Annotated in this window: 18 protein-coding genes; all 18 read right to left on the bottom strand. The window is 61.9% G+C overall.

Annotated features, from left to right (window positions below; all coding sequences use genetic code 11):
• Positions 1 to 105: 105 nt before the first annotated feature.
• On the bottom strand, positions 106 to 1,230 hold the full coding sequence (locus ACZ5J0_RS02580) for a thioesterase domain-containing protein (protein WP_464094111.1): 1,125 nt from the start codon (positions 1,228 to 1,230) through the stop codon (positions 106 to 108).
• Positions 1,231 to 1,245: 15 nt separating this feature from the next.
• Complete coding sequence (pyrE, locus tag ACZ5J0_RS02575; RefSeq protein ID WP_159735654.1) at positions 1,246 to 1,818, bottom strand: orotate phosphoribosyltransferase; 573 nt, start codon at positions 1,816 to 1,818, stop codon at positions 1,246 to 1,248.
• Between the two features lie 5 nt (positions 1,819 to 1,823).
• On the bottom strand, positions 1,824 to 2,807 hold the full coding sequence (locus ACZ5J0_RS02570; protein ID WP_464094687.1) for a LacI family DNA-binding transcriptional regulator: 984 nt from the start codon (positions 2,805 to 2,807) through the stop codon (positions 1,824 to 1,826).
• Between the two features lie 39 nt (positions 2,808 to 2,846).
• Positions 2,847 to 4,130, bottom strand: a complete 1,284-nt coding sequence (gene mmsB, locus ACZ5J0_RS02565; RefSeq protein ID WP_464094110.1) for a multiple monosaccharide ABC transporter permease — start codon at positions 4,128 to 4,130, stop codon at positions 2,847 to 2,849.
• 5 nt (positions 4,131 to 4,135) lie between these two features.
• Positions 4,136 to 5,665, bottom strand: coding sequence for a multiple monosaccharide ABC transporter ATP-binding protein (gene mmsA, locus ACZ5J0_RS02560; RefSeq protein ID WP_142936839.1), 1,530 nt, complete (start codon positions 5,663 to 5,665; stop codon positions 4,136 to 4,138).
• A 129-nt stretch (positions 5,666 to 5,794) separates the two neighbouring features.
• Positions 5,795 to 6,919, bottom strand: a complete 1,125-nt coding sequence (chvE, locus tag ACZ5J0_RS02555) for a multiple monosaccharide ABC transporter substrate-binding protein (protein WP_347877617.1) — start codon at positions 6,917 to 6,919, stop codon at positions 5,795 to 5,797.
• A gap of 313 nt (positions 6,920 to 7,232) precedes the next feature.
• Positions 7,233 to 9,488 (bottom strand): gluconokinase, GntK/IdnK-type, encoded by a 2,256-nt coding sequence (locus ACZ5J0_RS02550; protein WP_464094109.1) that lies wholly within the window; start codon positions 9,486 to 9,488, stop codon positions 7,233 to 7,235.
• 7 nt (positions 9,489 to 9,495) lie between these two features.
• Positions 9,496 to 10,725, bottom strand: coding sequence for a D-mannonate dehydratase ManD (gene manD / locus ACZ5J0_RS02545; RefSeq protein ID WP_142936842.1), 1,230 nt, complete (start codon positions 10,723 to 10,725; stop codon positions 9,496 to 9,498).
• 78 nt (positions 10,726 to 10,803) lie between these two features.
• Positions 10,804 to 12,162 (bottom strand): glucuronide transporter, encoded by a 1,359-nt coding sequence (uidB, locus tag ACZ5J0_RS02540; protein WP_464094108.1) that lies wholly within the window; start codon positions 12,160 to 12,162, stop codon positions 10,804 to 10,806.
• A gap of 363 nt (positions 12,163 to 12,525) precedes the next feature.
• Positions 12,526 to 13,914 carry a mannitol dehydrogenase family protein gene (locus tag ACZ5J0_RS02535; protein WP_464094107.1) on the bottom strand — a complete coding sequence of 463 codons (1,389 nt, stop codon included), beginning with the start codon at positions 13,912 to 13,914 and terminating at the stop codon, positions 12,526 to 12,528.
• Positions 13,911 to 15,317 carry a glucuronate isomerase gene (gene uxaC, locus ACZ5J0_RS02530; RefSeq protein ID WP_166841234.1) on the bottom strand — a complete coding sequence of 469 codons (1,407 nt, stop codon included), beginning with the start codon at positions 15,315 to 15,317 and terminating at the stop codon, positions 13,911 to 13,913. Before uxaC ends, ACZ5J0_RS02535 begins: the two co-directional genes overlap by 4 nt.
• A 92-nt stretch (positions 15,318 to 15,409) precedes the next feature.
• Complete coding sequence (locus tag ACZ5J0_RS02525; protein ID WP_464094106.1) at positions 15,410 to 16,456, bottom strand: LacI family DNA-binding transcriptional regulator; 1,047 nt, start codon at positions 16,454 to 16,456, stop codon at positions 15,410 to 15,412.
• 78 nt (positions 16,457 to 16,534) lie between these two features.
• Positions 16,535 to 17,701 (bottom strand): Gfo/Idh/MocA family protein, encoded by a 1,167-nt coding sequence (locus ACZ5J0_RS02520; RefSeq protein ID WP_166841232.1) that lies wholly within the window; start codon positions 17,699 to 17,701, stop codon positions 16,535 to 16,537.
• A 42-nt stretch (positions 17,702 to 17,743) separates the two neighbouring features.
• Positions 17,744 to 18,580, bottom strand: coding sequence for a sugar phosphate isomerase/epimerase family protein (locus tag ACZ5J0_RS02515; protein ID WP_166841373.1), 837 nt, complete (start codon positions 18,578 to 18,580; stop codon positions 17,744 to 17,746).
• An 86-nt stretch (positions 18,581 to 18,666) separates the two neighbouring features.
• Positions 18,667 to 19,554 (bottom strand): ATP-binding cassette domain-containing protein, encoded by an 888-nt coding sequence (locus ACZ5J0_RS02510; protein WP_166841231.1) that lies wholly within the window; start codon positions 19,552 to 19,554, stop codon positions 18,667 to 18,669.
• Complete coding sequence (locus tag ACZ5J0_RS02505) at positions 19,551 to 21,449, bottom strand: dipeptide/oligopeptide/nickel ABC transporter permease/ATP-binding protein (RefSeq protein ID WP_166841230.1); 1,899 nt, start codon at positions 21,447 to 21,449, stop codon at positions 19,551 to 19,553. Before ACZ5J0_RS02505 ends, ACZ5J0_RS02510 begins: the two co-directional genes overlap by 4 nt.
• The gene (locus ACZ5J0_RS02500) at positions 21,446 to 22,387 is read right to left on the bottom strand and encodes an ABC transporter permease (protein WP_166841229.1); all 942 of its coding nucleotides are present in this window, start codon (positions 22,385 to 22,387) and stop codon (positions 21,446 to 21,448) included. Before ACZ5J0_RS02500 ends, ACZ5J0_RS02505 begins: the two co-directional genes overlap by 4 nt.
• Positions 22,388 to 22,393: 6 nt before the next feature.
• Positions 22,394 to 23,932, bottom strand: a complete 1,539-nt coding sequence (locus tag ACZ5J0_RS02495) for an ABC transporter substrate-binding protein (RefSeq protein WP_223941643.1) — start codon at positions 23,930 to 23,932, stop codon at positions 22,394 to 22,396.
• Positions 23,933 to 23,955 lie beyond the last annotated feature (23 nt).

The raw sequence follows: 23,955 nt of genomic DNA, 5'->3' as shown, positions 1-23,955 counted from the left end.
CGCTCCTCGAAATTCGTTCTTATTTCCTGTCAAGAACGACGCTACGGAGGATCGGGTATATCCACCCTGTACTCGAGTACAGAGCTCACTTGTACAAAAGTTCACCTAGGCCGGGCGGATGACCTTGCCATTCGGTTCTTGGTATGACGGTTCCCGGGGCTCAGGCGGGAGCGGCTGGAGCTCATCCTGGACGCGTTCCAGCAGTGGCCGGTAGATGCCCCCGTTCCACTGCGGGCTGGCGTGGGCGGGCCGGGCGCCTTCCGTACTGAGCGTGGGCATCACCATGTTTGGCCCGAAGACCTTGGTCCACCCCGCACGCGCCGACTCATAATCCACGGTGGCGTCCTTGGCATTGCCAATGAAGGCCATCTTGGCGCCACCGATTTTTCCTGCCAGCCGGAGGCCGTCAAAGTGGTAGATGTACGCCGATTCCGTCTGTATCAGCACGCTGGAGGGGGCGATCGGCGAGAGCTGCTCCAAGGATTGATCGAGGATTTGCCGCCACGTCCGCTCATCCTTATGCGCCACGCGCTCCCCCAGTTCATAGCCGCCGCGCAGGACCGACGGGATGCGGAAGCCATTCTCGTAAAGAAACACCACGCCGTCGAACCAGCTCTGGTCCAGGACGTCGGCGCGGCTGAAGGGACTCGAATCCAGGACGATCAATTGCGTCTCGACGCCGTGCAGCTCCAGCAGGCGGGCGGCTACCTGGGTGGCGAGCATGCCGCCGAAACTGTGGCCGTAAAAGTACAGCTTCTCCAGTTTCAGCTCACGGACGTGCAGGATGATTTCGCGGACAATTTCGTCCACGTCCAGTCCCAGGTTGGAATATCCGACGGCGGCAAGGCGGCCCCGCTGATGCAGGGCGGGGCGCAGCGAGTTGAGGATCCATTGAGCCTCTTCCCAGCTGGTTTTGTAACCAGGGAAGAGGATCCAGCTGGCTTTGGGAAAGTAAACGTCCGAGTACGGATCCGGCACACGGAGGATCTTGGTGGCTCGCCGCTCGGCCTGCACACGACGGGTGAAAAGCATGTCCGCTGCGAGCGCCCCCGAAGCCCCGGCGGTGATGAGGAAGTTACGGCGGGACGTTTTCTTCAACCGGGCAGCGTAGGGAAGGATCCGGGCCCATGAGCCCGGATCCGCTGCCTTCTCCGGTTCCTCGCTCACCGGTGCGGGGAGGTTTTCAGTCACCTCCGGCGGCGCCGGGAGCTTCCCTACCTGAACGTCCACGCAGCAAGCATAGGCTTAGTCGAGGCCCAGTTCATCCTTGCCGAAGGCGAAGAGGTACGGCACTCCGGTTTCGGCTTCAATCTTCTCTTTGGCGCCGGTGTTGCGGTCAACGATTACCGCTACGGCTACTACGTTGCCGCCCGCCTTGCGGACACCTTCGACGGCGGTCAGTGCGGACCCGCCGGTGGTGGATGTGTCCTCGAGGACCACCACGTTGCGGCCTTCAACCGAGGGACCTTCCACTTGGCGGCCCATGCCGTAGGACTTCTGGGCCTTGCGGACAACGAAGGCGTCCACGGCACGGCCGGCGTCGGCAGCAGCGTGCATCACGGCGGTACCCACGGGGTCGGCACCCATGGTGAGCCCGCCGGCGCACTCAACTGAAACGCCGGCGTCGTCGATCATTGCCAACATGACCTGACCCACCAGCTTGGAGGCCTCGTGGTGCAGGGTGATGCGGCGGAGGTCGATGTAGTAGTCCGCTTCCTTGCCGCTGGAGAGGATCACCTTGCCGCGGACCACCGCCAGTTCTTTGATGAGTTCAAGAAGGCGGGCGCGGGCTGCAGCAGTATCAGGCGTGGAAGTCATGGCTCCTAGTTTAGTGGGGCCGCCGTAGTTGCGCGGATCACTAAGCGGGGGTTGACGATCTGGTCGCCCGCTCCCCCGTCCCCGTCCAGTTGCTGCAGCACCGCTTCCATGCATCGGCGGCCGAGTTCCTCGAAGTCCTGTTTGATGGTGGTGAGCGGCGGCATGAAGAACTCAGCCTCGGGTTGGTCGTCGTAGCCCACCACGCTGAGGTGTCCCGGGATATGAAGGCCGGCTTCCTGGACGGCGCGGAGTACACCCACTGCCATCTGGTCGTTGGCGACGAACACGGCAGTGACGGTGTGCTGCTGTATGAGCTCAAGGCCGGCGCGGTAGCCGGAGGCCGCATCCCAGCCACCCCGCAGCAGGACGTCGGCGTGCAAACCGGCATTTTCCAGCGACTCCTGCCATCCCGTGATGCGCTCGGCGGCGTCGATCCAGTGGGGCGGGCCGGAAATGTGCGCAATACGGCGGTGGCCCAGGCCGATCAGGTGATCAACCGCGAGGCGGGCTCCCAGCCGCTGGTTCAGGGATGCCCCCGTCAACTGGTTTCCTGCACCGGCCCCGACAGCAACGATGGGCACGGGAAAAGAAACATCGCGCAAGGCGGCCAGGACATCCGGATGCGGGACCAGGATGACAATCCCGTCAACGGACTGGTTCCGGAAATGCGCCATGGCATCGTTGACGCTGTGGTCGGTCACTTCGCGGAGGTTCGCAATGCTGACGAAGTACCCTGCTTCCCGGCCAGCTTGTTCTACCCCCAGGAGCGTGTTCGCGGGCCCAAACTGGCCTGTCTCACAGGCAAGCACTCCGATGGTCCGGGACCGGCGTGTGACCAGGCTGCGGGCTGCGGTGTTGCGGCGGTAGCCCAATTGGGAGATGGCCGATTCCACGCGTTGCTTGGTCTGGTGACTGACGTTCGGGTGGTTGTTCAGGACGCGGGAAACGGTTTGATGTGAAACTCCCGCCATCCTGGCAACGTCCCCCATGACGGGAGCTCGCGCCGCTCCCCCTGTGGACATGTGCGGCTACTTCGCGTCGACCGCGACGGGTTCAGCCTTTGCCGGCGTGGAGGTCTCGGTTGCCGGCGGGGTGGTCTTCCATTTGAACCGGCGGCCCATGGTGGAGCCTCCACCGGAACCGGTGCGGTTCTTGTTGAAGATGTCGAAGCCGACGGCGAGCAGCAGCACCAGGCCCTTGATGAGCTGCTGGTAGTCGGTGCCCAGGCCAAGGATGGACATGCCGTTGTTGAGGACGCCCATGATCAGGCCGCCAATCATGGCTCCGGCTACTGTTCCGATGCCACCCTGCACTGCGGCGCCACCAATGAAGGCCGCAGCGATGGAGTCGAGTTCGAACCCGGTACCACCTGCGGGCTGCGCCGAGTTCAGGCGGGCCGTGAAGACCAGCCCGGCCAAGGCCGCGAGGACACCCATGTTGACGAAGAGGCGGAAGGTGACCTTCTTGGTCTTGATGCCCGAGAGCTCGGCTGCGTGGAGGTTGCCGCCGATCGCGTAAGTGTGGCGGCCAAAGATGCTGTTGTTCATCAGTGCCGAGTACACGATCACCAGGACAGCAAGGACGATCAGGACGATCGGGGTGCCACGGTAGCTGGCCAGGAGGAAGGTGATGATGAGCATCAGGATTGCGATGAACCCGTTCTTGACGGCAAACCAAGCCATCGGTTCATTTTCAAGGTTGAACTTGCGGCGAACCCGGCGTTCCTTGAGGGCCTGGAAAAGAATGGCTGCCGTACCGCCGACGCCCAGGATCACTGTCAGCCATTCCAGGACGGACGTGCCGCCGGAGATGTCAGGCAGGAAGCCGCCGCCCAGGGCACGCAACTCGTTCGGGAACGGGGTGATCTGCTGGTTTTTGAGGGTAATGAGGGTCAGGCCGCGGAAGATCAGCATGCCTGCAAGGGTGACGATGAAGGCCGGGATACCTACATAGGCAATCCAGTAGCCTTGCCACGCACCCACCAACGCACCCACCAGGAGGCAGGCCGGGATGGCGAGCCACCACGCCCAGCCCCAATGGACGATCATCACGCCAGCAACAGCGCCGATGAAGCCTGCGATGGAACCGACAGAGAGGTCGATGTGCCCGGCGATAATGACCATCACCATGCCGATGGCCAGAATCAGGATGTAACTGTTCTGCACCACCAGGTTGGTGACGTTCTGCGGCTGGAGCAGGATGCCGTCCGTAAGCACCTGGAAGAGGATGACGATCAGGATCAGGGCGACGAAGATGCCAACCTGGCGGAGGCGGCTTGTGAGGAAGCCAAGGGATTCTCGTAGGGCGGACATGTTCGCTATTCCTTCTCTTGGGTCATGAAGTGCATGAGGGTTTCCTGGGTGGCTTCAGCGATGGGGACTTCGCCGGTGATGTGGCCGGCGGACAGGGTGTAGATCCTGTCGCAAATGCCCAGGAGCTCCGGAAGCTCCGAGGAGATCACTATGACGGCTTTTCCTGCCGCTGCAAGCTCCGCGATGATGGTGTAAATCTCAAATTTGGCGCCGACGTCGATTCCACGGGTTGGCTCGTCGAGGATGAGGACGTCGGGGTCTGAGAACATCCATTTGCTCAGCACCACCTTTTGCTGGTTTCCGCCTGAGAGCTTGCCGGTGATGGCAGCAACGGAAGGAGCCTTGATGTTCATGCTCTTCCGGTAATGGTTGGCGACGGTGGTCTCTTTGTTGCCGTCCACCCAACCTCGTTTGGCCAGCTTGTTCAGTGCAGCCATGGAGATATTCCGTTTGATGTCTTCGATCAGGTTCAGGCCGTAGTGCTTCCGGTCCTCGGTGGCATAGGCGATCCCGTGGTCGATTGCGTCGGAGACAGTGGAGGTGTCGATTTCCTGGCCGTACTTGTAGACCTTGCCCGATACTGCCCGCCCGTAAGTCCGGCCGAAGACGCTCATGGCCAGCTCGGTCCGGCCGGCACCCATGAGGCCGGCCAGGCCTACCACTTCACCCTTGCGGACGTTGAGGCTGGCGTTGTTCACCACCATGCGGGAATGGTCCTGGGGGTGCTGGACGGTCCAGTCTTCGATGCGGAGGACTTCCTCGCCGATGTTGGGGTTCCGGTCCGGGTACAGGCTCTCCAGGTCGCGTCCCACCATGCCCCGGATAATGCGTTCCTGGGTGATCTGGCCTTGGTCCAGGCGCAGTGTCTCAATGGATTTGCCATCGCGGATAATGGTGACGGCGTCAGCCACCTTGCGGATCTCATTAAGCTTGTGGCTGATGATAATGCTGGTGACGCCCTGGCCCTTGAGGTGCAGGATGAGGTCCAGCAAGTGGTCCGAGTCTTCGTCGTTCAACGCAGCGGTGGGCTCGTCCAGGATGAGGAGCTTCACCTCTTTGGACAGCGCCTTGGCGATTTCCACCAGTTGCTGCTTGCCCACGCTGATGTGCTGGATGGGGGTGACCGGGTTTTCACTGAGGCCAACACGTGCCAGCAGTTTGGCGGCTTCAAGGTTGGTCTTCCGCCAGTCCACCCAGCCGTTCCTGGCAAGCTCATTCCCGAGGTAGATGTTCTCGGCAATCGACAGGTACGGGCTCAGGGCCAGTTCCTGATGGATGATCACGATGCCGCGCTTCTCGCTATCGGTGATGCTCGAAAATTCGCAGGGTTCGTTCTCGAAGAGGATGTCGCCGTCGAAGGTGTTGTGGGCGTAGACCCCGGACAACACTTTCATGAGGGTGGACTTCCCTGCTCCGTTCTCGCCGCAAATGGCATGAACCTCACCACGGTTGACGTCCAGGGTGACGTCCTGAAGGGCTTTTACCCCGGGGAAGGTCTTGGTGATTCCTCGCATTTGAAGAATGGGTACGTTCATCGTCAATTCCCGCTGACTGGTTGGAACTTGGCCCGGGCCGAGGACTCGGGCAGGCTCTATGGGAGGCTGTGGCCCCGCCGCACTGCGTACAGCAACACAGAGGTTTGGGGCCACAGACCGGGGACGTGATTACTTGACGTCGGCTTCCTTGTAGTAGCCCGAGTCGATCAGTTCCTTTTGGAAGTTGTCCTTGGTGATGATGACGGACTTCAGGAGGAAGGCCGGGACAACCTTGACCTTGTTGTTGTAGGTCTTGGTGTCGTTGGTCTCCGGTTCGGTGCCCTTGAGGACGGCGTCAACCATCTTCACGGCCTGTGCGCCGAGCTGGCGGGTGTCCTTGAAGATGGTGGAGTACTGCTCGCCGGCGATGATGGACTTCACGGAGCCCTTCTCCGCATCCTGGCCGGTGACTACCGGCAGGTTGCCGGTGGAGTAGCCGCCGGTGCTGGTCAGCGCGGAAATGATGCCGATGGACAGGCCGTCATACGGGGAAAGCACACCGTCCAGCTTGGTTCCGGAGCTGTAAGCGGAGGTGAGGATATCTTCCATGCGCTTCTGGGCAACAGGTGCCTGCCAGCGCAGGATGGCTGCCTGCTCGAACTTGGTCTGGCCGCTGGGAACCTTCAAGGTGCCTGCATCCATGTAGGGCTTCAGGGTGTCCATGGCGCCGGTCCAGAAGAAGTTGGCGTTGTTGTCATCCGGGCTGCCCGCAAAGAGTTCAACGTTGAACGGGCCCTTGCCTTCAACTTTGTTGCCGCTGGCGTCAACCAGGCCCAGGCCGGTCAGCAAGGAAGTGGCCTGCTGAACACCCACGGTGTAGTTGTCGAAGGTGGTGTAGTAGTCAACGTTCGGCGTTCCGTTGATGAGGCGATCGTACGCGATCACCTTGACGTTCTGCTCTTTGGCCTTGGCCAGGACGTCTGTCAGGGTGGTGCCGTCGATCGCTGCGATGATGAGCGCTTTGGCGCCCTTCGTCAGCATGTTCTCGATCTGCGAAACCTGTGTGGGAATGTCATCGTTGGCGAACTGGAGGTCCGTCTTGTAGCCAAGGTCCTTCAGGGACTTCTCAACGTTGGCGCCATCGGCGATCCAACGCTCGGACGTCTGGGTGGGCATCGAAATGCCAACCAGCGAATCGCTGGGATTTGCACTACTGGTGGACTCGGCCGAGCCCCCGCGACTACCGCAGCCAGTGGCTCCAACAGTCAAGGTAAGGACAACCGCTACGGCGCCCAGGAGTTTCTTCAATCTCACGATGCTCTCCTTCCGCGGCAGCATTGCCGCGAACTCTGATGCAGCCGGAGCATCTGCGCGTCCGGCACGGTGAAGCGATATATGGTCTGCGGCCAGTTGAATGCCGCATGCCACGAATATGTAATGCGAATGCCATTGTGAACGCTAACAATACCGCTGGTCAAGTGCCGTGGATCACGAAATGATTGCAGACTAGAACCGCTCCCAAGACTCTTGACATGAAACGTTGTTAGCGTTCACAATTGGCGGTTTCACCGAGTAACGCAAAAAGCCCGGCACCGCCTTGTGGGCAGTACCGGGCTAACGCCTGCTGTCAGAGGCAGGTATCGAACGAATCGCAGAACACGTTCTGATTGAACGTCCCCTGGAATCCGGACTCACCCTGGATCTTTTGGATCGTTGCGCGAATGGCCTCGCGTGTTGCTGCGTGGGCGTGAATGGCGGTCTTGACCATAGGCACATCGATCAAGTGGTTCGGCTGGTTCAGTGAGACAAACACCGTGGGAACCTCCGTGGCGTACCAAGGGATCTCGGCGGCCATGGGCGAGGACCACTTGATCCGGATGGAGGCCTCCTGCGCGAAGCCCTTCACATTGGCAAAGACGAAGGCGGCGTCGTATCGCTCCGCATAGTCGCCGGTGGCTTCCTCGGACAGGACCCGCATGAAGTTCATGCCGGCCTCTCCCGCGGCCTCACGCTGCTCAGCGGTCTGGAAGACGCTGACCTCAAAACCTGCGGCTTCCAGTTCTTCCCGGACGGTATCCAGGTAAGCCAGAGGATCTGCGCGGGTGAAGTCGGCGCCCCCGGAGATGCCGTAGAGACGGATTCGCGGATGGGTCCGAGGCGTGATCGGCAGGTTGCGGGCAGTGTCCTTCACCAGCGTGACGGTCTTGTCAGCGATGTCAGCAGCTATGGCCCGGTGGGCCTCGCTGCCGATAACAGCCAAGGCTTCGGCCGCCGGAACCAACCGTTCCCGCGAAGCGAGATGCAAGCCCAGGCTCGCCTTCAGGCCAAGGATCCGCCGCAGGGCATCCTGCAAACGTCCCTCGCTGATGACCCCGGACTTGTAGCCATCCAGCATGTACCCGAAGTCCTCCTCGGGGTTCCGGAAGAACAGGAACATGTCGCAGCCCGCTGCGATGGTGGCAGGAACCAGGTCCTTGCGCTTCATGGTCTGAGTCAGGCCCACCATCAGGGACGCATCCGTCAGGACCAGCCCGTTGAACCCGAGTTCCCCACGCAAGAGGTCCTGCAACAACTCCGGCGCCAGCGTGGCAGGCAAGATTTCAGCGTCCGACAAGTCTGGCCGGAAATGCCGGGACACCTCGGGAGCACCAATATGGCCCACCATGATGGACTGCACGCCATGCCCGATCATTTCGCGGTACACGTGCCCGTAGCTGGCGTTCCACTCGTCGTAGCCCAGGGTGTTGTAGGACGTGACCACGTGCTGGTCCCGCTCATCAATGCCATCCCCGGGGAAGTGCTTCATGGCGCAGACGGTGGGTGATTCGCTGATGCCGTCGAAGTACTCTTTTGCCCGTTCCACCACTATGTCCGGGGTGTTTCCGAAGGCCCGCGTGGAGATGACCGTGTTCCGCCAGTTGTAGTGGATGTCCACAATCGGCGCGAAGGCCCAGTTGCAGCCCAGCGCAGCAGTTTCGACGCCAGCCACCTGGCCCATCTGACGTGCAATGGTCTTGTCCGGGTGTGAGCCTGCCTGCAGGTGCGTGGAAACGAACGTGCCGTCGTCGCAACTGCCGGAGCCCCCCATTTCCGGATTGGAGGCGATCAGCAGCGGAATGCGGGTTTTGGACTGGGCGTAGCGGATGTGTTCCTGCACGGCTGCAGAGGGCCCCGGCCGATACCGCATGCCGCCTACGTGGAAGTTCTCCAGCACGCCGTCGAGGTACTCCGGGGAGTAATCGTTGTTGTGGTTGATGAAGAGCTGGCCGATTTTCTCTTCCAGCGTCATGGAACCGATGGTCGCCTCCACCCACTCCACCGCGGCGTCGTCGAGGTTGAACGGGGCCGCTTTGAGGTCCACAAGGAACGGACCCTTGCCGCTCAGGGCCGAGGTCACGTCATTCACGATGTCCTCCACAGGCAGTGCGATGTCCACAACGATCCCGGCTTCGTCGTCCTCGAGCGGTTCCAGCGTAGCCAGCTGTGAGTCCAGCAGCGAGGCCGGCATGAAGTGCCCGGGACGGGCAGTCATGCGGGCATTTAGCAACTCCCGGGTGCCGTGCAGGTGCACGAACACCACGGATGGATCGGCGCTGCGGATGATGTCCCGGTAGGAGCGCTTGAGCGCGCTGCACGCGATGACAAGAGCAGAGTTCGACGCCGGGAATCGCCTGCCGATTTCGGCCAGCCACGGTGCGCGGTCGTCGTCGTTCAGCGGAATACCCGAGGCCATCTTGCTGATGTTCGCCTGGGGGTGCAGCGAATCGCCGTCGAGGAATCCAGCACCAAGCCGCTCGGCCAAGGCGGCACCTATCGTGCTTTTGCCGCAGCCTGCAACACCCATCACCACAATGTGGTGGCGGGGTTGCGCTATATCAGTCATGACCTCTCTACCAGTCATGAACCGTGCCATCCACGAGGCGGTTGTACGGCAGGTAGGCCTGCTGGTACGGGAACGCGGCGGCGGCTTCTTCGTTGAATTCGACGCCGATGCCGGGTTCGTCGCCGGGGTGCAGGTAGCCGTCCTTGAAGGTCATGGACTGCTGGAAGACCTCGTTGGTCTTGTCCGAGTGCTGCATGTATTCCTGGATGCCGTAGTTATGGATGGCCAGGCCCACGTGGAGCTGGGCGGCGAAACCTACGGGCGAAATATCGGTGGGGCCGTGGAAGCCTGACTTGATCTGGTACTGGGCCGCGAAGTCCATGACCTTTTTCAGCGGTGAAATGCCGCCGAAGTGGGTGGATGCAGCACGAACGTAGTCGATCAGCTGTTCTTTGATGAGGGTTTGGAAGTCGAACACGGTGTTGAAGATTTCACCGATGGCCAGCGGCGTGGTGGTGTGCTGGCGGACCAGGCGCAAGCCTTCCTGGTTCTCGGCCGGGGTGCAGTCCTCCAGCCAGAAGAGGTCGTAAGGCTCCAGGGCTTTGCCGAGCTTGGCGGCTTGGATGGGCGTCATACGGTGGTGGCCATCGTGAAGCAGCGGGATTTCCGGGCCGAACTCGTTCCGGACGGCTTCAAACACGGTGGGCAGGTGGCGCAGGTAGGCGCGGGTGTCCCAGTCCTCTTCCTGCGGGAACGCGCCACGGCCGGCGGGCTCGTAGTCATAGCGTTCGCCCGAGGCCTGCGCCTGTGCGGCCACACCGTATACGGCTTTGATGCCGGGGATGGCGGTCTGGATGCGGATGGACTTGTAGCCCAGTTCCAGGTGCTCACGAACGGAGTCGAACAGCGAGGGAATGTCAGCGCCGGACGCGTGGCCGTAGGCCCGCAAACCGTTGCGGGAAGCGCCACCCAGCAGCTGGTACACCGGCATCCCGGCGATCTTGCCCTTGATGTCCCACAGCGCCATGTCGACGGCGGCAATCGCCGCCATGGTCACGGGGCCCCGGCGCCAGTATGAGCTGCGGTAGAGGAACTGCCAGGTGTCCTCGATCCGGTGCGGATCCTTGCCGATGAGCAGCTGCGCCACGTGTTCCTTGAGGTACGCTGCTACGGCCAGTTCACGGCCGTTGAGCGTGGCGTCACCGATGCCGGTGACACCGTCCTCCGTGGTGATGCGCAAAGTAACAAAATTACGGGACGGGCTGGTCACAAAGACTTCAGCGGCAATGATTTTCACAGCTTTTCCTTTCGGGATGTGGCTGGTTGAGATTAAGTACGATTTTAGGTTGGATTGCATCCAGTGGCAACCGGTTGCCTAGCTTTTTTGGCTGAGCTGCAAGGCCTCCGCAGAACGGCGCGCACGGATCTCCCCCACAATCTGCGCATGCACTGCGTCCGTGAGCTTGTATTTGGCCATCACCGCTATCGCCAGGATGGTCATGATGGCCGGCAGCGCTCCGGCGGCGAATTGGATTCCCTGCATGGCTTCCGCACTCTGAGCCGCCCCCGACTTGTACCCGCCCACGGCGAGGCAATAGGCGGCCAGGGCGCCGCCCACGGCTTGGCCGGTCTTACGGGTGAAGGAAAACAGCGCGTAGGTGATTCCCTCGGTGCGGACGCCGGTTTTCCATTCGCCATACTCAACGGTGTCGGCCTCCAGGGCCCACACCACGATGTTCACCGCCATGACGCCCATCAGGCTGACCACCAACCCGGAGAATCCAACCCAAACCATGGAAGGTGGGGCGAGGAAGACAACAATTCCGCCCACCATGGACAGCGTTCCGGCAGCGATATAGACGTTCTTTTTGCCGATCCTGCGGACCATTCGCGGCATCAAAGGTGCCAGGGCCAGGGTCATGGCCAGTTGGACGATGGCAAGCACCGGAAAGAGATCCAAGCGGCCCAGGACATCGCGGAGGTAGTAGAGCTGAACTGAGGACAACGCCATGTAGCCGGTGAGGAAAAGGAAGGAGCTCAGGCACAGCATCAGCAGCGGACGATTGGTCTTCAACGTGTCCATACTCTGTTTGAAGGAAACATTGGGGACCGTGCGGTGAACGCGCTCCTTGGCGGTGAGAACCGTGAAGAAGTAGAGCGCCGCGCCGATCACCACAAAAGCCAGTGTGATGGTGGTGAACGTAGTCTGGAGGTCAGCGCCGGGCTTGATCAGTGGCGCAACGAAGATGCCCAGAGCGGAACCCACCAACAGTGCACCCACCGTGCGGGCGGAGCCCAGCTTGGCGCGGTCCCCCGGGTCCTGCGTCATGGCCCCGGCCAGCGAGCCATACGGGATGTTGACCAGGGAGTACGCCAACCCCAGGGCCGCGTAGCTCACATAGGCGTAGAGCAAGGTGCCCGCCTCACCCCACTGCGGCACGGAGAACGTGGCCACGCTGAGGAGCAGGAGCGGAATGGAGCCGAACATAATGAACGGCCGGAATTTCCCAAAGCGTTTGCTGTAGGAGCGGTCAACCATACGTCCGGCGAAGACGTCGGCGAACGCGTCAAAGATCCTCACCACCAGGAGCAGTGTGCCGGCTGCGGCCGCCGAAATTCCTGCGACGTCCGTGTAGTACACCAGCAGGAACATCGTGGCGGTGGTGAAGGCAAGATTGTTGGCGGCATCGCCGGCACCATAGCCGGCGATGCTGAGTTTGCTGAGCTTTTTCAATGCGGGCTCCTTTACCCTTCGCGTCATTGCGGTCCGAGCCGACTCGACAGTGGACTTCGCACGGGGATTGGATCCCCGAGGGCGATCACTGGAAGGGGACCGGCTTGTGCAGCTGATGTAACTCTAGTCACCTTGGCAAGCGTTTGGCAATCGGTTGCCGCCATATTTCATTGAAAGTTACACCAAATCTCTTCCCTTGTGAGGCCCGCTCTGCGCCCCAAGATCGCGTCGAGGCACGCAGAGTGGGCCCCACAACGCATGGGTTTGCGGTGTTGGACGCTAAGGGTGCCAGTCGACCACGTTAAACGACCGTGGCCCGGGCACCTGAAACCTCAGGGCCCGGACCACCTCGCATATAGATTCCTACGCCGCAGTACCAGCGTTAGCTGAAACTTCGGGCGCAAAGCTACTGCTGAGCTTATGCGCAAAGCTACTGCTGAGCTTATGAACGAGCTCCACCACCGCGGAATCCCGGGCGAGCTCAGCATCCAGCAACGCTACGAGGGCAGCGATGCGGTCAAGACCGGAAAGCTGGTTAGCCTCGGCCACCGCTCCGGACTGGGGGTCCTGTAACCCGGGGTTCGACTCCACGTAGGCGGCCCACACGGCGATCATCCTTGCCGCAGCCTCGCCGGTTCGCCCTGCTGCGCGTTCGGCGCGGAGCACAGGGACGGCCCTCATGCGCAGCTTGGTGCTGGCATCCATGGCGATCTGGGCCAAGTGGTGCGCAATCCGGGAGTTGCCAAAGCGATCCAGCAATGCCGCCCGGTACTCGGGAATGCCTAGATCATCACCGGATAGGTGCCTCGACGCCTCTTCCCAGAAATCTTCAACAGCTTGCAAGCACAACGGATCGGCCAGAGCTTCGGCCACCGTGGAGTGTCCACGCAGTTGCCCGGCGTACGCCAGGATCGAGTGAGCACCATTAAGAAGCCAGAGCTTGCGGTTTTCGTAGGGCTCAATGTCGTCCACGAAAACCGCGCCGGCGTCCTCCCACCGCGGGCGGCCGGCGGGGAAGTCTCCGCTGAGGACCCAGTTGCGGAAAGGTTCGGTGACCACCGGAGCATCGTCCTGGTAGCCGCACTTTTCACGCACCAAGGCAACGTCATCCGCGGTGGTACGCGGAGTAATCCGGTCAACGGACGTGCTCACAAAGCTCACGTTCGCCTCAATCCAGGCGGCCAGGCCGCCGTCGAACTCTCTGGCAATACCCAGCACGCCATCTCGTGCGACGTTTCCGTTGTCCGAGAGGTTGTCACAGGAAACGACGGCCAGAGGGCCGGCGTCGGCGTCCCTGCGCGCGGCGAGTCCCAAAACCAAGCGGCCCAACGGCGTCGTGGGCTTTGCCCCGGAAACCAGCAGCGGGGCGTCGTCGGTGCCAAGGCCGTACGCCGCTTCCGTGATGGTGAGGGTGACCACAGCGGTCTGGGGCGCGGCGAGCAGTTCAACCAGCCGGCCCACGTTGGCGCCATCTACGGCTTCGACGATGCTGCCCACTACCTCGAAGGAATCGCCCGCGTCGGATCGCTCCACCACTGTGAACAGCCCATCCTGTGCAGCGAGGACTTCCGCGGCGTCAGGACGGCGGCCGGTGAACGAAGCGATGCCCCACTCCCCCGCGTCGCCGGCATGCTGCGTGTACCAGGCTTGGTGGGAGCGGTGAAACGCCCCGAGGCCCAGATGCACAATCCTGATCGGTGCCTGGCCGGCAGGCGAAACAGCGCGGCTAAGGCGCGGCAGTTCGGCGGTCATAGCTTGAACACCCTGCGTGGCGAGGAATCGACGACGTCGAGGATCAACTCGTGCGCGCGGTCTTCAGTAACGCGGTGCTCGGCCACAAGGCGCGCGAGGAAGGAGGCTTCGATCCTGCGGGAGGCGTCATGGCGTGCGGGGATGGAGCAGAAGGCGCGGGTGTCATCGATGAAGCCCGAGGACCGCGAGAAACCGGCGGTCTCCGTAACTGCTGAGCGGAAGCGCAACATGGCATCCGGCGCATCGAGGAACCACCACGGTGCGCCGATGTACACGGACGGGTAGAAGCCGGCCAATGGAGCGAGTTCACGCGAGAAGACAGTCTCGTCGAGGGTGAAGAGCACCAGGTGGAAGTCCTTGGCCGTGCCGAAGTCCTGCAGCAACGGACGGATGGCCTCGGTGTAGTTCACGGCGAACGGAATGTCGTGGCCGGTGTCTGCCCCGAAGGACTTGAAGGTGGGCTCGTGGTGGTTCCGGTAGGAGCCCGGGTGGATGGTCATGACCAAACCGTCGGCCACTGACATGCGCGCCATCTGGTACATCATGTGGGCCTCGAACGCGTCGCGGTCCTGGGCAGTTGCCTTTCCGGCCCGCGCCTTCTCGAAGAGGGCTTCCGCTTCCGCGGCATCCAGTTTGAGGGTGGCCGGCGTGCGGACGCCATGGTCCGCCGATACCGCGCCATGCTCTACAAAATACCGACGGCGGTTCTCAAGCGCCGCAATATAGCCCGCGTAGCCTGTGGCACCGTCGCCTGCAGTTTCGATCAAACGGTCAACATTCGCGCTCCACTGCGGATGCGCCACGTTCAGGTAGGCATCCGGACGGAATGTGGGGAGCACGCGGCCGTTGAAGCTGGGATCCTCGGTGAGGGCCTTGTGGCTGGCAAGGTTGTCCAAGGGATCGTCCGTGGTGGCCAGGACCTCAATGTTGAAGTCCTTGAAAAGCTGTCTGGGACGGAAGTCCGGCTCCACCAACTTCGCGGCAATCGCGTCATAGCTGGCGTCTGCCGGCATCTCGCTGAGGTCTGCGCCGAGTTTGAAAACGTCGTTGAACTGGGTGCGCAGCCAGTACCCGGAGGCCGTGCCCTCGAACAGCGGCCATGACTGGACAAACTGCCTCCAGATCTCCCGGGACTCCGGCGCAGAGGCCGTCCCGGCCAGCAACTGATCCATCGGAACACCGTTGGCGTGGATCAGGCGGGTGACGTAGTGGTCCGGGCTAACCAGAAGTGCTGCGGGGTCGGGAAACGGCGTGTTCTGCTCGATGACAGCAGCGTCAACGTGGCCGTGCGGGGAAATGATGGGCAGGTCCTGGACGCGCTCCAACAAAGAGCGCGCGATGCTGCGCGTCCCGGGATCTGCGGGCAGGAGCCTGTCAGGGTGTGCGGCGATGGACTGTGACATAGGTCAATCTTGCGTTCCGGTTCGGCACTTTGTCAACCGGTTGCCAAAAATTGCCACCCTGTTGCATCCCGCTGCGCAGCGGCTCACTGAGCCTAGGCGAGGAGCCGTCCGCTGGACCCTCGCACCACGAGTTCCGTCTCCACCCGGACCGCTTCGTCCGGGGCCTCCTGGCCCTGCAGCATATCCAGCAGGATGGTGACGGCGCGGGTGCCGCACTCCCCCAAGGGTGAGCGCACGGTGGTCAACGCGGGGGTGGTGAAATCGGCTCCAAAAATGTCGTCAAAGCCAACAATGCTGATCTGGTCCGGGACACTCATCCCACCAGCCTGCAGCTCCTGCATCAAGCCAATGGCGAGGAGGTCGTTGTAGGTGATCACCGCCGTCGCCCCGCTTTCCAGGACGTCGCGCGCTACTTGCCTGCCGCCGTCGACGGTTGGTTTGGAGGACTCCAGGCGGACCGCGCTGAGCTTGGACCACTCCGCAGCGGCTTTGACGCCATCCCAACGCCGGCCCGTCATCCATGACTGCTTGGGGCCGGCGACGTAGGCGAGCTTCTCATGGCCGTTGGCGGCCAGGCTGCGCACGGCCTCGCTGATGCCCTTGTTGACGTCCGGCACCACGCACGGAACCCCGGTGATCTCACGGTTAATAACGGCCACCGGCTTGTCCGCAGCCAAAGCCCGGATCTGGTCATCGTCCATGCGGGGACTGGCCAGGATGAGACCGTCCACGGTGCTCAACAGACGCCGGGCCGCTGTTACTTCGGTTTCCGGTGACTCAGCGGACTCGGCTAGAACCAGCGTGTAATCGCGGGCCGATCCCGTGGTTTCCGCGCCGCGGATGATGTCAAAGAACGTGGGGTTGGTGATGTCCGCCACGATCAACCCGATGGTCTGGGTACGGCCGGTGGGGAGGGCGCGAGCGAAGGGATTCACATGATAGTTCAGCTCCGCCGCCGCGTCCTCAATGATCTTCTGCGTCTTGGCACTCACGCGGCCCGGTTTACTCAGGGCGCGGGACACTGTAGAGGGATTCACGCCCGCGAGCTTTGCGATGTCGTAAATCGTGGCAGAGGACTTCTCACCCCGGCCTCGTTTGGTGGGGGTGGTTGCTGCTCCAGTGCTCGTCAGGTCAGTCACCGCTCCATCGTAGACCGCATGGCAACAAAACAAGCCGGTTGCCAAAAGAATGTTGACAACCGGCCCGCTTCGAAGGGGCTAGGAACGCTCGGGGAACTTGCCCTCTTCAGCGATGCGCTTGTTCAGCTCCTGCAGGAATTCATCCTCATCAAAGTCCAAAGACACTTCCTTGCCGGTCCAGCTGGAAAGGTGGATGGCGTTTGCCAAGCGAACACCGTTGATACCGTCCGAACCCGGAGCCAGTAGAGGAGTTCCGTCCAAAATGTTGGCCGCAAAGTTCTCCAGGACGCCGGCATGCTGGCCACCCCACGCAGACTCGAACTCGATGACCTCGCTGCTGTACAGCTCTTCGCGGTTCAGCTGGCCCATGAAGAGCTTGCGGACGCCATCCATATCCATGGAATCACTGATTTCCCGCTCAGGTTTGACCAGCCGGGTAACCGTGGCCACCTTGCTGTCTTCCACCACGATCTTGCCTTGGTCGCCCAGGATCTCGAACCTGTCGGTTCCCACGATGTCGTGGGTGGCCGTCACAAAAACGCCGGTGGCGCCGTCGCCATAATCCACTACTGCCGTGACTTCATCCTCGACGGCGATGTCGCGGCGGAAGCCGTACGCCACCTTGGAGTACACGGACTGCGGGACGCCACAGATCCACTGCCACAGGTCCAGCTGGTGCGGTGCCTGGTTGACCAGGACGCCACCGCCCTCGCCGCCCCAGGTAGCACGCCACTCGCTGGAGTTGTAGTACCCCTGCGGGCGCCACCAGTTGGTGATGATCCAGTTGGAGCGGCGGATCTTGCCGATCTCGCCGTTATCGACGATTTCCTTCAGCTTCTTGTACAGCGGGTTGTTGCGCTGATTGAACATGATGCCGAAGGAAAGCTCCGGCTTGGAGGCGGCGAACTCGTTCAGTTCCTTGACCTGCTTGGTGTAGACGCCGGCGGGCTTCTCCACGAGCGCGTGGATGTTGCGCTTGAGTGTTTCGATGCCCATCTCCGGGTGCAGGAAGTGCGGCACGCAGGTGACAATCGCGTCTACGGATCCGCTCTCAAGCAGGGTGATGTAGTCGTCGTAGAACGGGACATCCGGATACTGCGAGGCTGCGAGTTCCTTCTTGGCGGGATCAACATCGCAGATTGCGCCGATCTCCATATTGGGCACCAGGCCGTCCGTGATGAACTTGGCGTAGGCGCCGCCTTGCTGGCCCAGGCCGATGATGCCGAGGCGTACTTTCTTGCTCATGAATGCAATCTCCTGTGTTGAAAACCGGGAAGTGGCTGAAATCTAGAAAAGGTCGGCGTGGCCCATGGCCACCAAGTTGTCGTACGAGGTCTGGAGCGCATCCCACACGGTCCGCCCATAGAGTTCGTCCTGCTCCACCAAGAGGTACTTGGCTCCTGCGGCGACGGCGGCCGGAATGATGGAGGGGAAGTCCAGGTTGCCCTCGCCCACTTCGGCGAACTGCACCACATTGCGGAACTCGGCCATGAACCCGGGGAAGTCGCCCTTCTCCAGGAGCCCGAAGGACGATTCCGGCATCTGGCCGATCCTGTAATCCTTCAGGTGCACCATGGCGGTATTACCGGCGTACTTTTCCAGGGTCCGCACGGGATCGAGGCCGCCACGCTGCACCCAGTGGACGTCAATTTCCATGCCCATGGCCGGGGAGTTTTCGGCGATGATGTCTAGCATGTACTTGCCGTCAAACTTTGCGAACTCGATGTGGTGATTGTGGTAGTACAAGCTGATGCCGTGTTCCTGGAGCCGTTCGGCGTAACCGTTGGCTTGCTTGGCGAATTCAACCACCGAGTCCAGTGACTGCATGGCCCCGAACGGAAGCATCCCGATGCGCAGCAGCGAGCTGTCCAGCCGCTTGGCGTCGTCCACGATCTTGTCGAAATTGTCCGCCAGTGATTCCACGGGCATGCCTTTGCGGCCTTCAATGTTGACCGAAAGCGCGGCGATGTCCATGCCCAGCTCCGTACGGGAGCGGTCCAGCTCGCCCACATTCTCCGGGGTCATGGGGATCTGGGAAATCTCGACGGCGTTATAGCCGATCGCGCTGACCTTACGGAGCGTTTCGAATGCTCCAACGTCAGCAAAACTGTCCTTCAACATCATGGCTTGGACGCCTATTGTGGCCACTTTTTCCTCCGGGGTTTCCGGGCCCTTCCGGACCCTGGATGTGTGATGGGATGCCGGGCCGTTCAGGCCACGGCACCTTGCTGTTCGATTTGGCTGTGCTGGTTTGCGAGTAGGCGGTGGCGGTCTGCCCGGCGTTGTTCCTGCCGGTCAGGGTCGGGCACCGGCGAGGCAAGCAGCAGCCGCTGGGTGTAGGGGTGTTCGGGATCGCGGGTGACAACTTCGGCTGGGCCTTGCTCCACGATTTCACCGTGATACATGACGGCCACACGGTGGCTGATGTGCCGCACGACGTCGAGGTCGTGTGAGACGAACAAGTACGAAACGCCGGTGTCCTTCTGGATCTGCAGGAACAGGTCCAGCACGCGGGCCTGGGTGGAGAGGTCCAGTGCACTGACGGGTTCGTCGCAGACAATCAGCTTCGGGGACAGGGCAAGTGCCCGCGCGATCGCAACGCGTTGGCGCTGCCCGCCGCTGAACTCGCGCGGCAACCGGTGGATCGCGTCCGTCGGCAAGCCCACCTGGTCCAGCAGTTCCTTGACTCTTTTCTTGGCCGCAGCAGGCTCCATCCCCTGCACGCCGAGGGGCTCGGCAAGGATGTCACCAATCTCCAGCGCAGGGTTCAACGAGGTGTAGGGGTCCTGGAAGACCACCTGCAGGTCCCGGCTCAGGGTACGGCGTTCCTTCCGCGAAGCGTTACTGATGTCGTTGCCTTCAAAGATCACCTTTCCTGCGGTGACCGGGGCAAGGCCCAGGACGGCGCGGCCAAGAGTGGTCTTGCCGGAACCGGACTCCCCCACCAGGCCCAAGGTCTCGCCTTGGCCGATGGTGATGTTGATGTCCGTCAGCGCCCGGAAGGGCTTCGCCCGGAACCGCTTGCTGGGGTATTCCACCACCAGGTTCTCCACTGAAAGGAGCGGAGACTTCTGCGATGAATCAAGAGAGGTGCTCATGCCACCGGCTCCTTCTGTGCTGCTGATCCGGACTGTGCTGCCGATCCAGGCTTGGATACAAGCATGGTCATGGGCGTCTTTCCTTCGAGCATGGACCCCAGCAGGGTCTGTGTGTAAGGCTCTTTCGGGTTCCGGAGGATGTCCCGGACGGTCCCTTCTTCCACGAGCCGGCCGTTCTGCATCACGGCCACGCGGTCGCAAAGGTCGGCCACGACACCGAAGTTGTGGGTCACCAGGATGACCCCGATGTTGAGGCGCTGCTGCAGTTCACGCAGCAGGTCCAGCACATCGGCCTGCACGGTGACGTCCAGGGCGGTGGTGGGTTCGTCCGCGATCACCAGGTCCGGTTCGCAGCTGATGGCACCGGCGATCAGCACGCGTTGGGCCATTCCGCCGGAGACCTCATGCGGGTAAGCATTGAAGGTGAGTTCCGGGTTGGCAATTCCGACGTCGGTAAGCAGCTTGAGGGCGCGTGTGCGGGCTTCAGCCTTGGAGATTCCAAGGACTCGAACCATGGGTGTGACCAGCTGGTAGCCGATGGTAAACGCCGGGTCCAGGTTGCTCATGGGCTCCTGGGGGATGTAGGAAATCCGTTTGCCGCGTAGTTTGGACAACCTCTCCTGGCTGACGCGGTCTTCACCGGGGGCCACCGTGTAGTTGCCATCAAACTGGATGGAACCACCCACAATGCGTGCGTTGTCCGGCAGCAGGCCCAGGATGGAGAACGCGGTCTGGGACTTGCCCGATCCCGATTCGCCCACGATGCCCAGGATCTCGCCGCGGTCCACGTGGAAGGAGACGTCGTCCACCACCTTTTTGATGGACCCGTCAGCCTGCGGATATCCGACGCCGAGGTTGGTCACCTTGACCAAGTGGTGCTCGGTTCCGGCGTCGACGGCGGCCACAAACTTCCGTGACTGGCGCGCCTTGGCGGGGTCCGGCGTCGTGCTGCCAGCAGAAGCAACCGACCGCTTTTTGCGATGTTTGATCTTTTCGCCGTCTTCCAAGGCGTCGCGGATGGCGTTGCCCAGCAGGACGAGTCCGCCGATGGTGAGCGCCATGGCCAGTGCCGGCCAGAGCAGCAGAATCGGGGTCAGGTAGACGTTCTTGAAGCCTTCGGAGAGCATGACGCCCCAAGTGGCCTTGGTGGGATCGCCCAGGCCAAGGAACTCAAGCCCGGACTGAATGGCGATGGCAACACCGGCGATTGCGGCGGTTTGGATGATGATGGGTGCGCGGACCACGGAGAAAATGTGGCGGGCAATAATGCTTAGATCGGACAGGCCCGAAACCCGGGCAGCGTCCACGTAGAGCTCGTTCCGGACCGACTGCACCGCGGTGCGGGTGAGCCGGAAGTAGGAAGGACTGATCAGCACACCGAAAGCGATCATGGAGATCCATACGGACGGGCCGAACGCTGCACGGATGGTGAGCAGGACGATCAGGCCGGGCAGGCTCATGAGGATGCTGACCACCCAGTTGGAGACTGCTTCGAATTTACCTCCGTAGTAGCCGGCAATCAGGCCTGCCGGAAGTCCGATGGCAATCGCAACGCCTGCGCACAGCAGCGCGGACAAGAGGGTGAGCTGCGCACCAAAGAGCAGGCGGCTCCAGGTATCGCGCCCTGCGCTGTCCGTGCCCATGATGTTGACTGAATCCGGAGCGGCCAGGGTCTTGGAAATGTTGGCGAAGTTCTCTTCGAAAGGGGCGATCACCGGCGCCAGGATGGCCAGCACAGCGATCGTCAGGAGGATCACCAGCGAGGCGATGCCCATGGGGTTCTTCAGGAGGCGGCGCATCACGGTGGACCGGACCACCGTGCCGCTCTGGCCTGTTTTTGCCGCGACGCCCATGGAGTCTGCGGATACTGCTGCTGAATCTACGGAGTCGCTCATGAGACACGTACTTTCGGGTTGAGCCAACCATTGAGGATGTCCACCAGGAGGTTCACGACGATGACCACCACCACGGTGTACATCACCACTCCCATGACCACGGGAAGATCGGTTTGGGTGGTTGCTGCCACAGCCAGCGGACCCATTCCAGGAAGGGCGAAGATCTGCTCGATGATCACCACGCCGCCCAGCATGCCGATCAGTTGCAGGCTCAAGACGGTCAAGCCTGCAGGTGCGGCGCTGCGGAGAACATGCTTGAAGAGGATTTCGCGTTCTCCGATGCCACGGCTGCGCAGCGTCCGGACGTAGTCCCGTTCAAGCTGCTTGATGACGGCGGAACGGATCTGCTGCGCACCGCCGGTCACACCGTTGATCAGCAACGCGATCACCGGAAGGGTCATGGAGTAGACCCAGGCCTCCGGGCCCACCTCCGGGGAGATGGTGCTGGTGGCGGGGAAGAAACCCAGCTGGATGGCCAGGATGGTTACCAGGAACACGCCGATCACATACCCGGGGATGGAGTCCCCCACGATCGCGCCGATCTGAACCACCCTGTCCACCCAGCCGCGCTTCACGGCTGCGGCAACACCGATCAGTGCTGCGCAGATGGCGATCAGGATCATTGCGGTGAAGACCATGGTCATGGTGACCGGGATGCGGGTGGCCAGGGAGCTGGCTACCGGCTCCGAGGTGAACCAGGAGGCACCGAGGTTACCTGTGAGGGCATCGCCCAACCACGCGAAGTAGCGGACGAAGAGTGGCTGGTCGAGTCCCAGTTCCTGTTCCTTCAGAGCAACCTGTTCAGGTGTTGCCTGATCCCCCAAAATGTTCTGGGCGATACTTCCGCTGGAGGTGTACAGCAGGGTGAAGGTGAGGACCGAGACGACGAACAACACCACCAGACCACTGCCCAGTCTTTTCGCAATGAACTTGATCATGGGTTCCTACTTGGCGGGCGAGTAGTTGTAGATGGACGGAACGGCCTGCTGGACCTGCGGGGTGACGTTCACTTTGTCGTTGTGGTAGTACATCTGGTTCACGCGGAACAGCGGGGCGAACCAGGCTTGCTCCACCACGTATTTGTTGACTTCCTGGGCCAGCTTGCCGGCGTCGGCACCACCGGTGCGCACGGCCGCGATCTTGGCTTCAAGCTCAGGGGTGGTGGTCTTGAACGGGTTGTACAGGGCCTTGGTGGAAACGATCTGGTCGATTGCCACGGTGGGCTGGCCTTGGAAGAGGTTGAAGAACAGGGCCGGGTACTTCTGCGCGGCAACGTCCGCGGTGAAGGTGTTGGTGATGGCCGCACCCGGGTTCAGCGTGATTCCCACGTCTGCGAGCTGCTGCTTCATGACCGAGATGAGGGTTTCAGCACCGGGAAGTGTGGGAACGTCAATGCTGACTTTGCCTTCAAAGCCGGAATCCTTCAGGAGCTGCTTGGCTTTCTCGGGATCGTAGCTGTAGTAGTTCTCCAGTTCCTCGCTCCAAGCGCCGCTGTCCTTGCCGAAGGGCTGCGTGGTGGGAGTGCCCTGGCCCAGCATGACCTGGTCCAGGATGGTCTTGCGGTCAAAGGCATGGTTGATGGCCTGGCGGACCTTGACGTTTGCCAGGGCCGGGTTCTTGGTGCCGTCACGGTCCAGCAGGAGCAGTCCGGACCAGTCAACCTGGTTGGTTTCGAGCTTCATCTTGGCGCCCTCGGCCTGCTTGCCGTTCTTGGGATCCAGCAGGGTTGCGTCAATCTGGCCGGAGACCAGTGCGTTGGTGCGGGCGGTGGGGTCCAGGAGGACCTTGAGGGTGAGCTTCTTGTACTTCTGGAGGTCCTTGTTCCAGTAACCCTCGCGAGCGTTGAAGACCGTCTGGGAGTCCTTGACGGAGGCGGCTTTGTCCATCACATAAGGACCGGAACCTACGGGCACGGTCTTGATGGCGTCCGTGCCCAGTGCTGCGGGGCTTCCCATCAGGCCTGCGGCCTGGCTGAGGAAGTATTCGAGGGCCGGTTCCGGTGCGCTGAGGTTGATGTCGATCGTGTCGGCATCCACTACTGCGACGTCGGAAACTGACCCCAGCTGGGCCATTTGCGGGCCGTTGGCCTTCTTGAAGTGGTCCATGTTCGCCTTGGCGGCAGCGGCGTCGAACTTGGCTCCGTCGCTGAAGGTGACATCCGTGCGGAGGTCCACGGTGAGCTTGGTGTTGGTGTCGTTGTACTTCCACGCGGTTGCCAGCATGGGGCTGAGCTTGCCGTCCGGTTCGCGGAGGATCAGGGAGTCGTAGGCTGCCTGATACGGCTGGAGCGCGTGGCCTACGTGAGCCTGTGCCGGGTCCCATGAGGTGAGGTCCCGGAGGGTGCCCAGCGTCAGTGCGGTGACTGTCTTAGCTCCTGAAGTGGAACCCGCTCCGGCGCCGGCATTCCCGCCGCCACATGCGGTGAGCGCCAGGGAGGCGCTAAGTACGATGGCGGCTGCTGCCGCCTTGGGACCTAACTTCATTGTTGGCTCCTACTGAGTCATAG

Source organism: Arthrobacter sp. DualSoilB13 (assembly GCF_055389195.1).
Note: the sequence above shows the minus strand (reverse complement) of the source record. Positions and strands in the feature narration are given on the sequence as shown.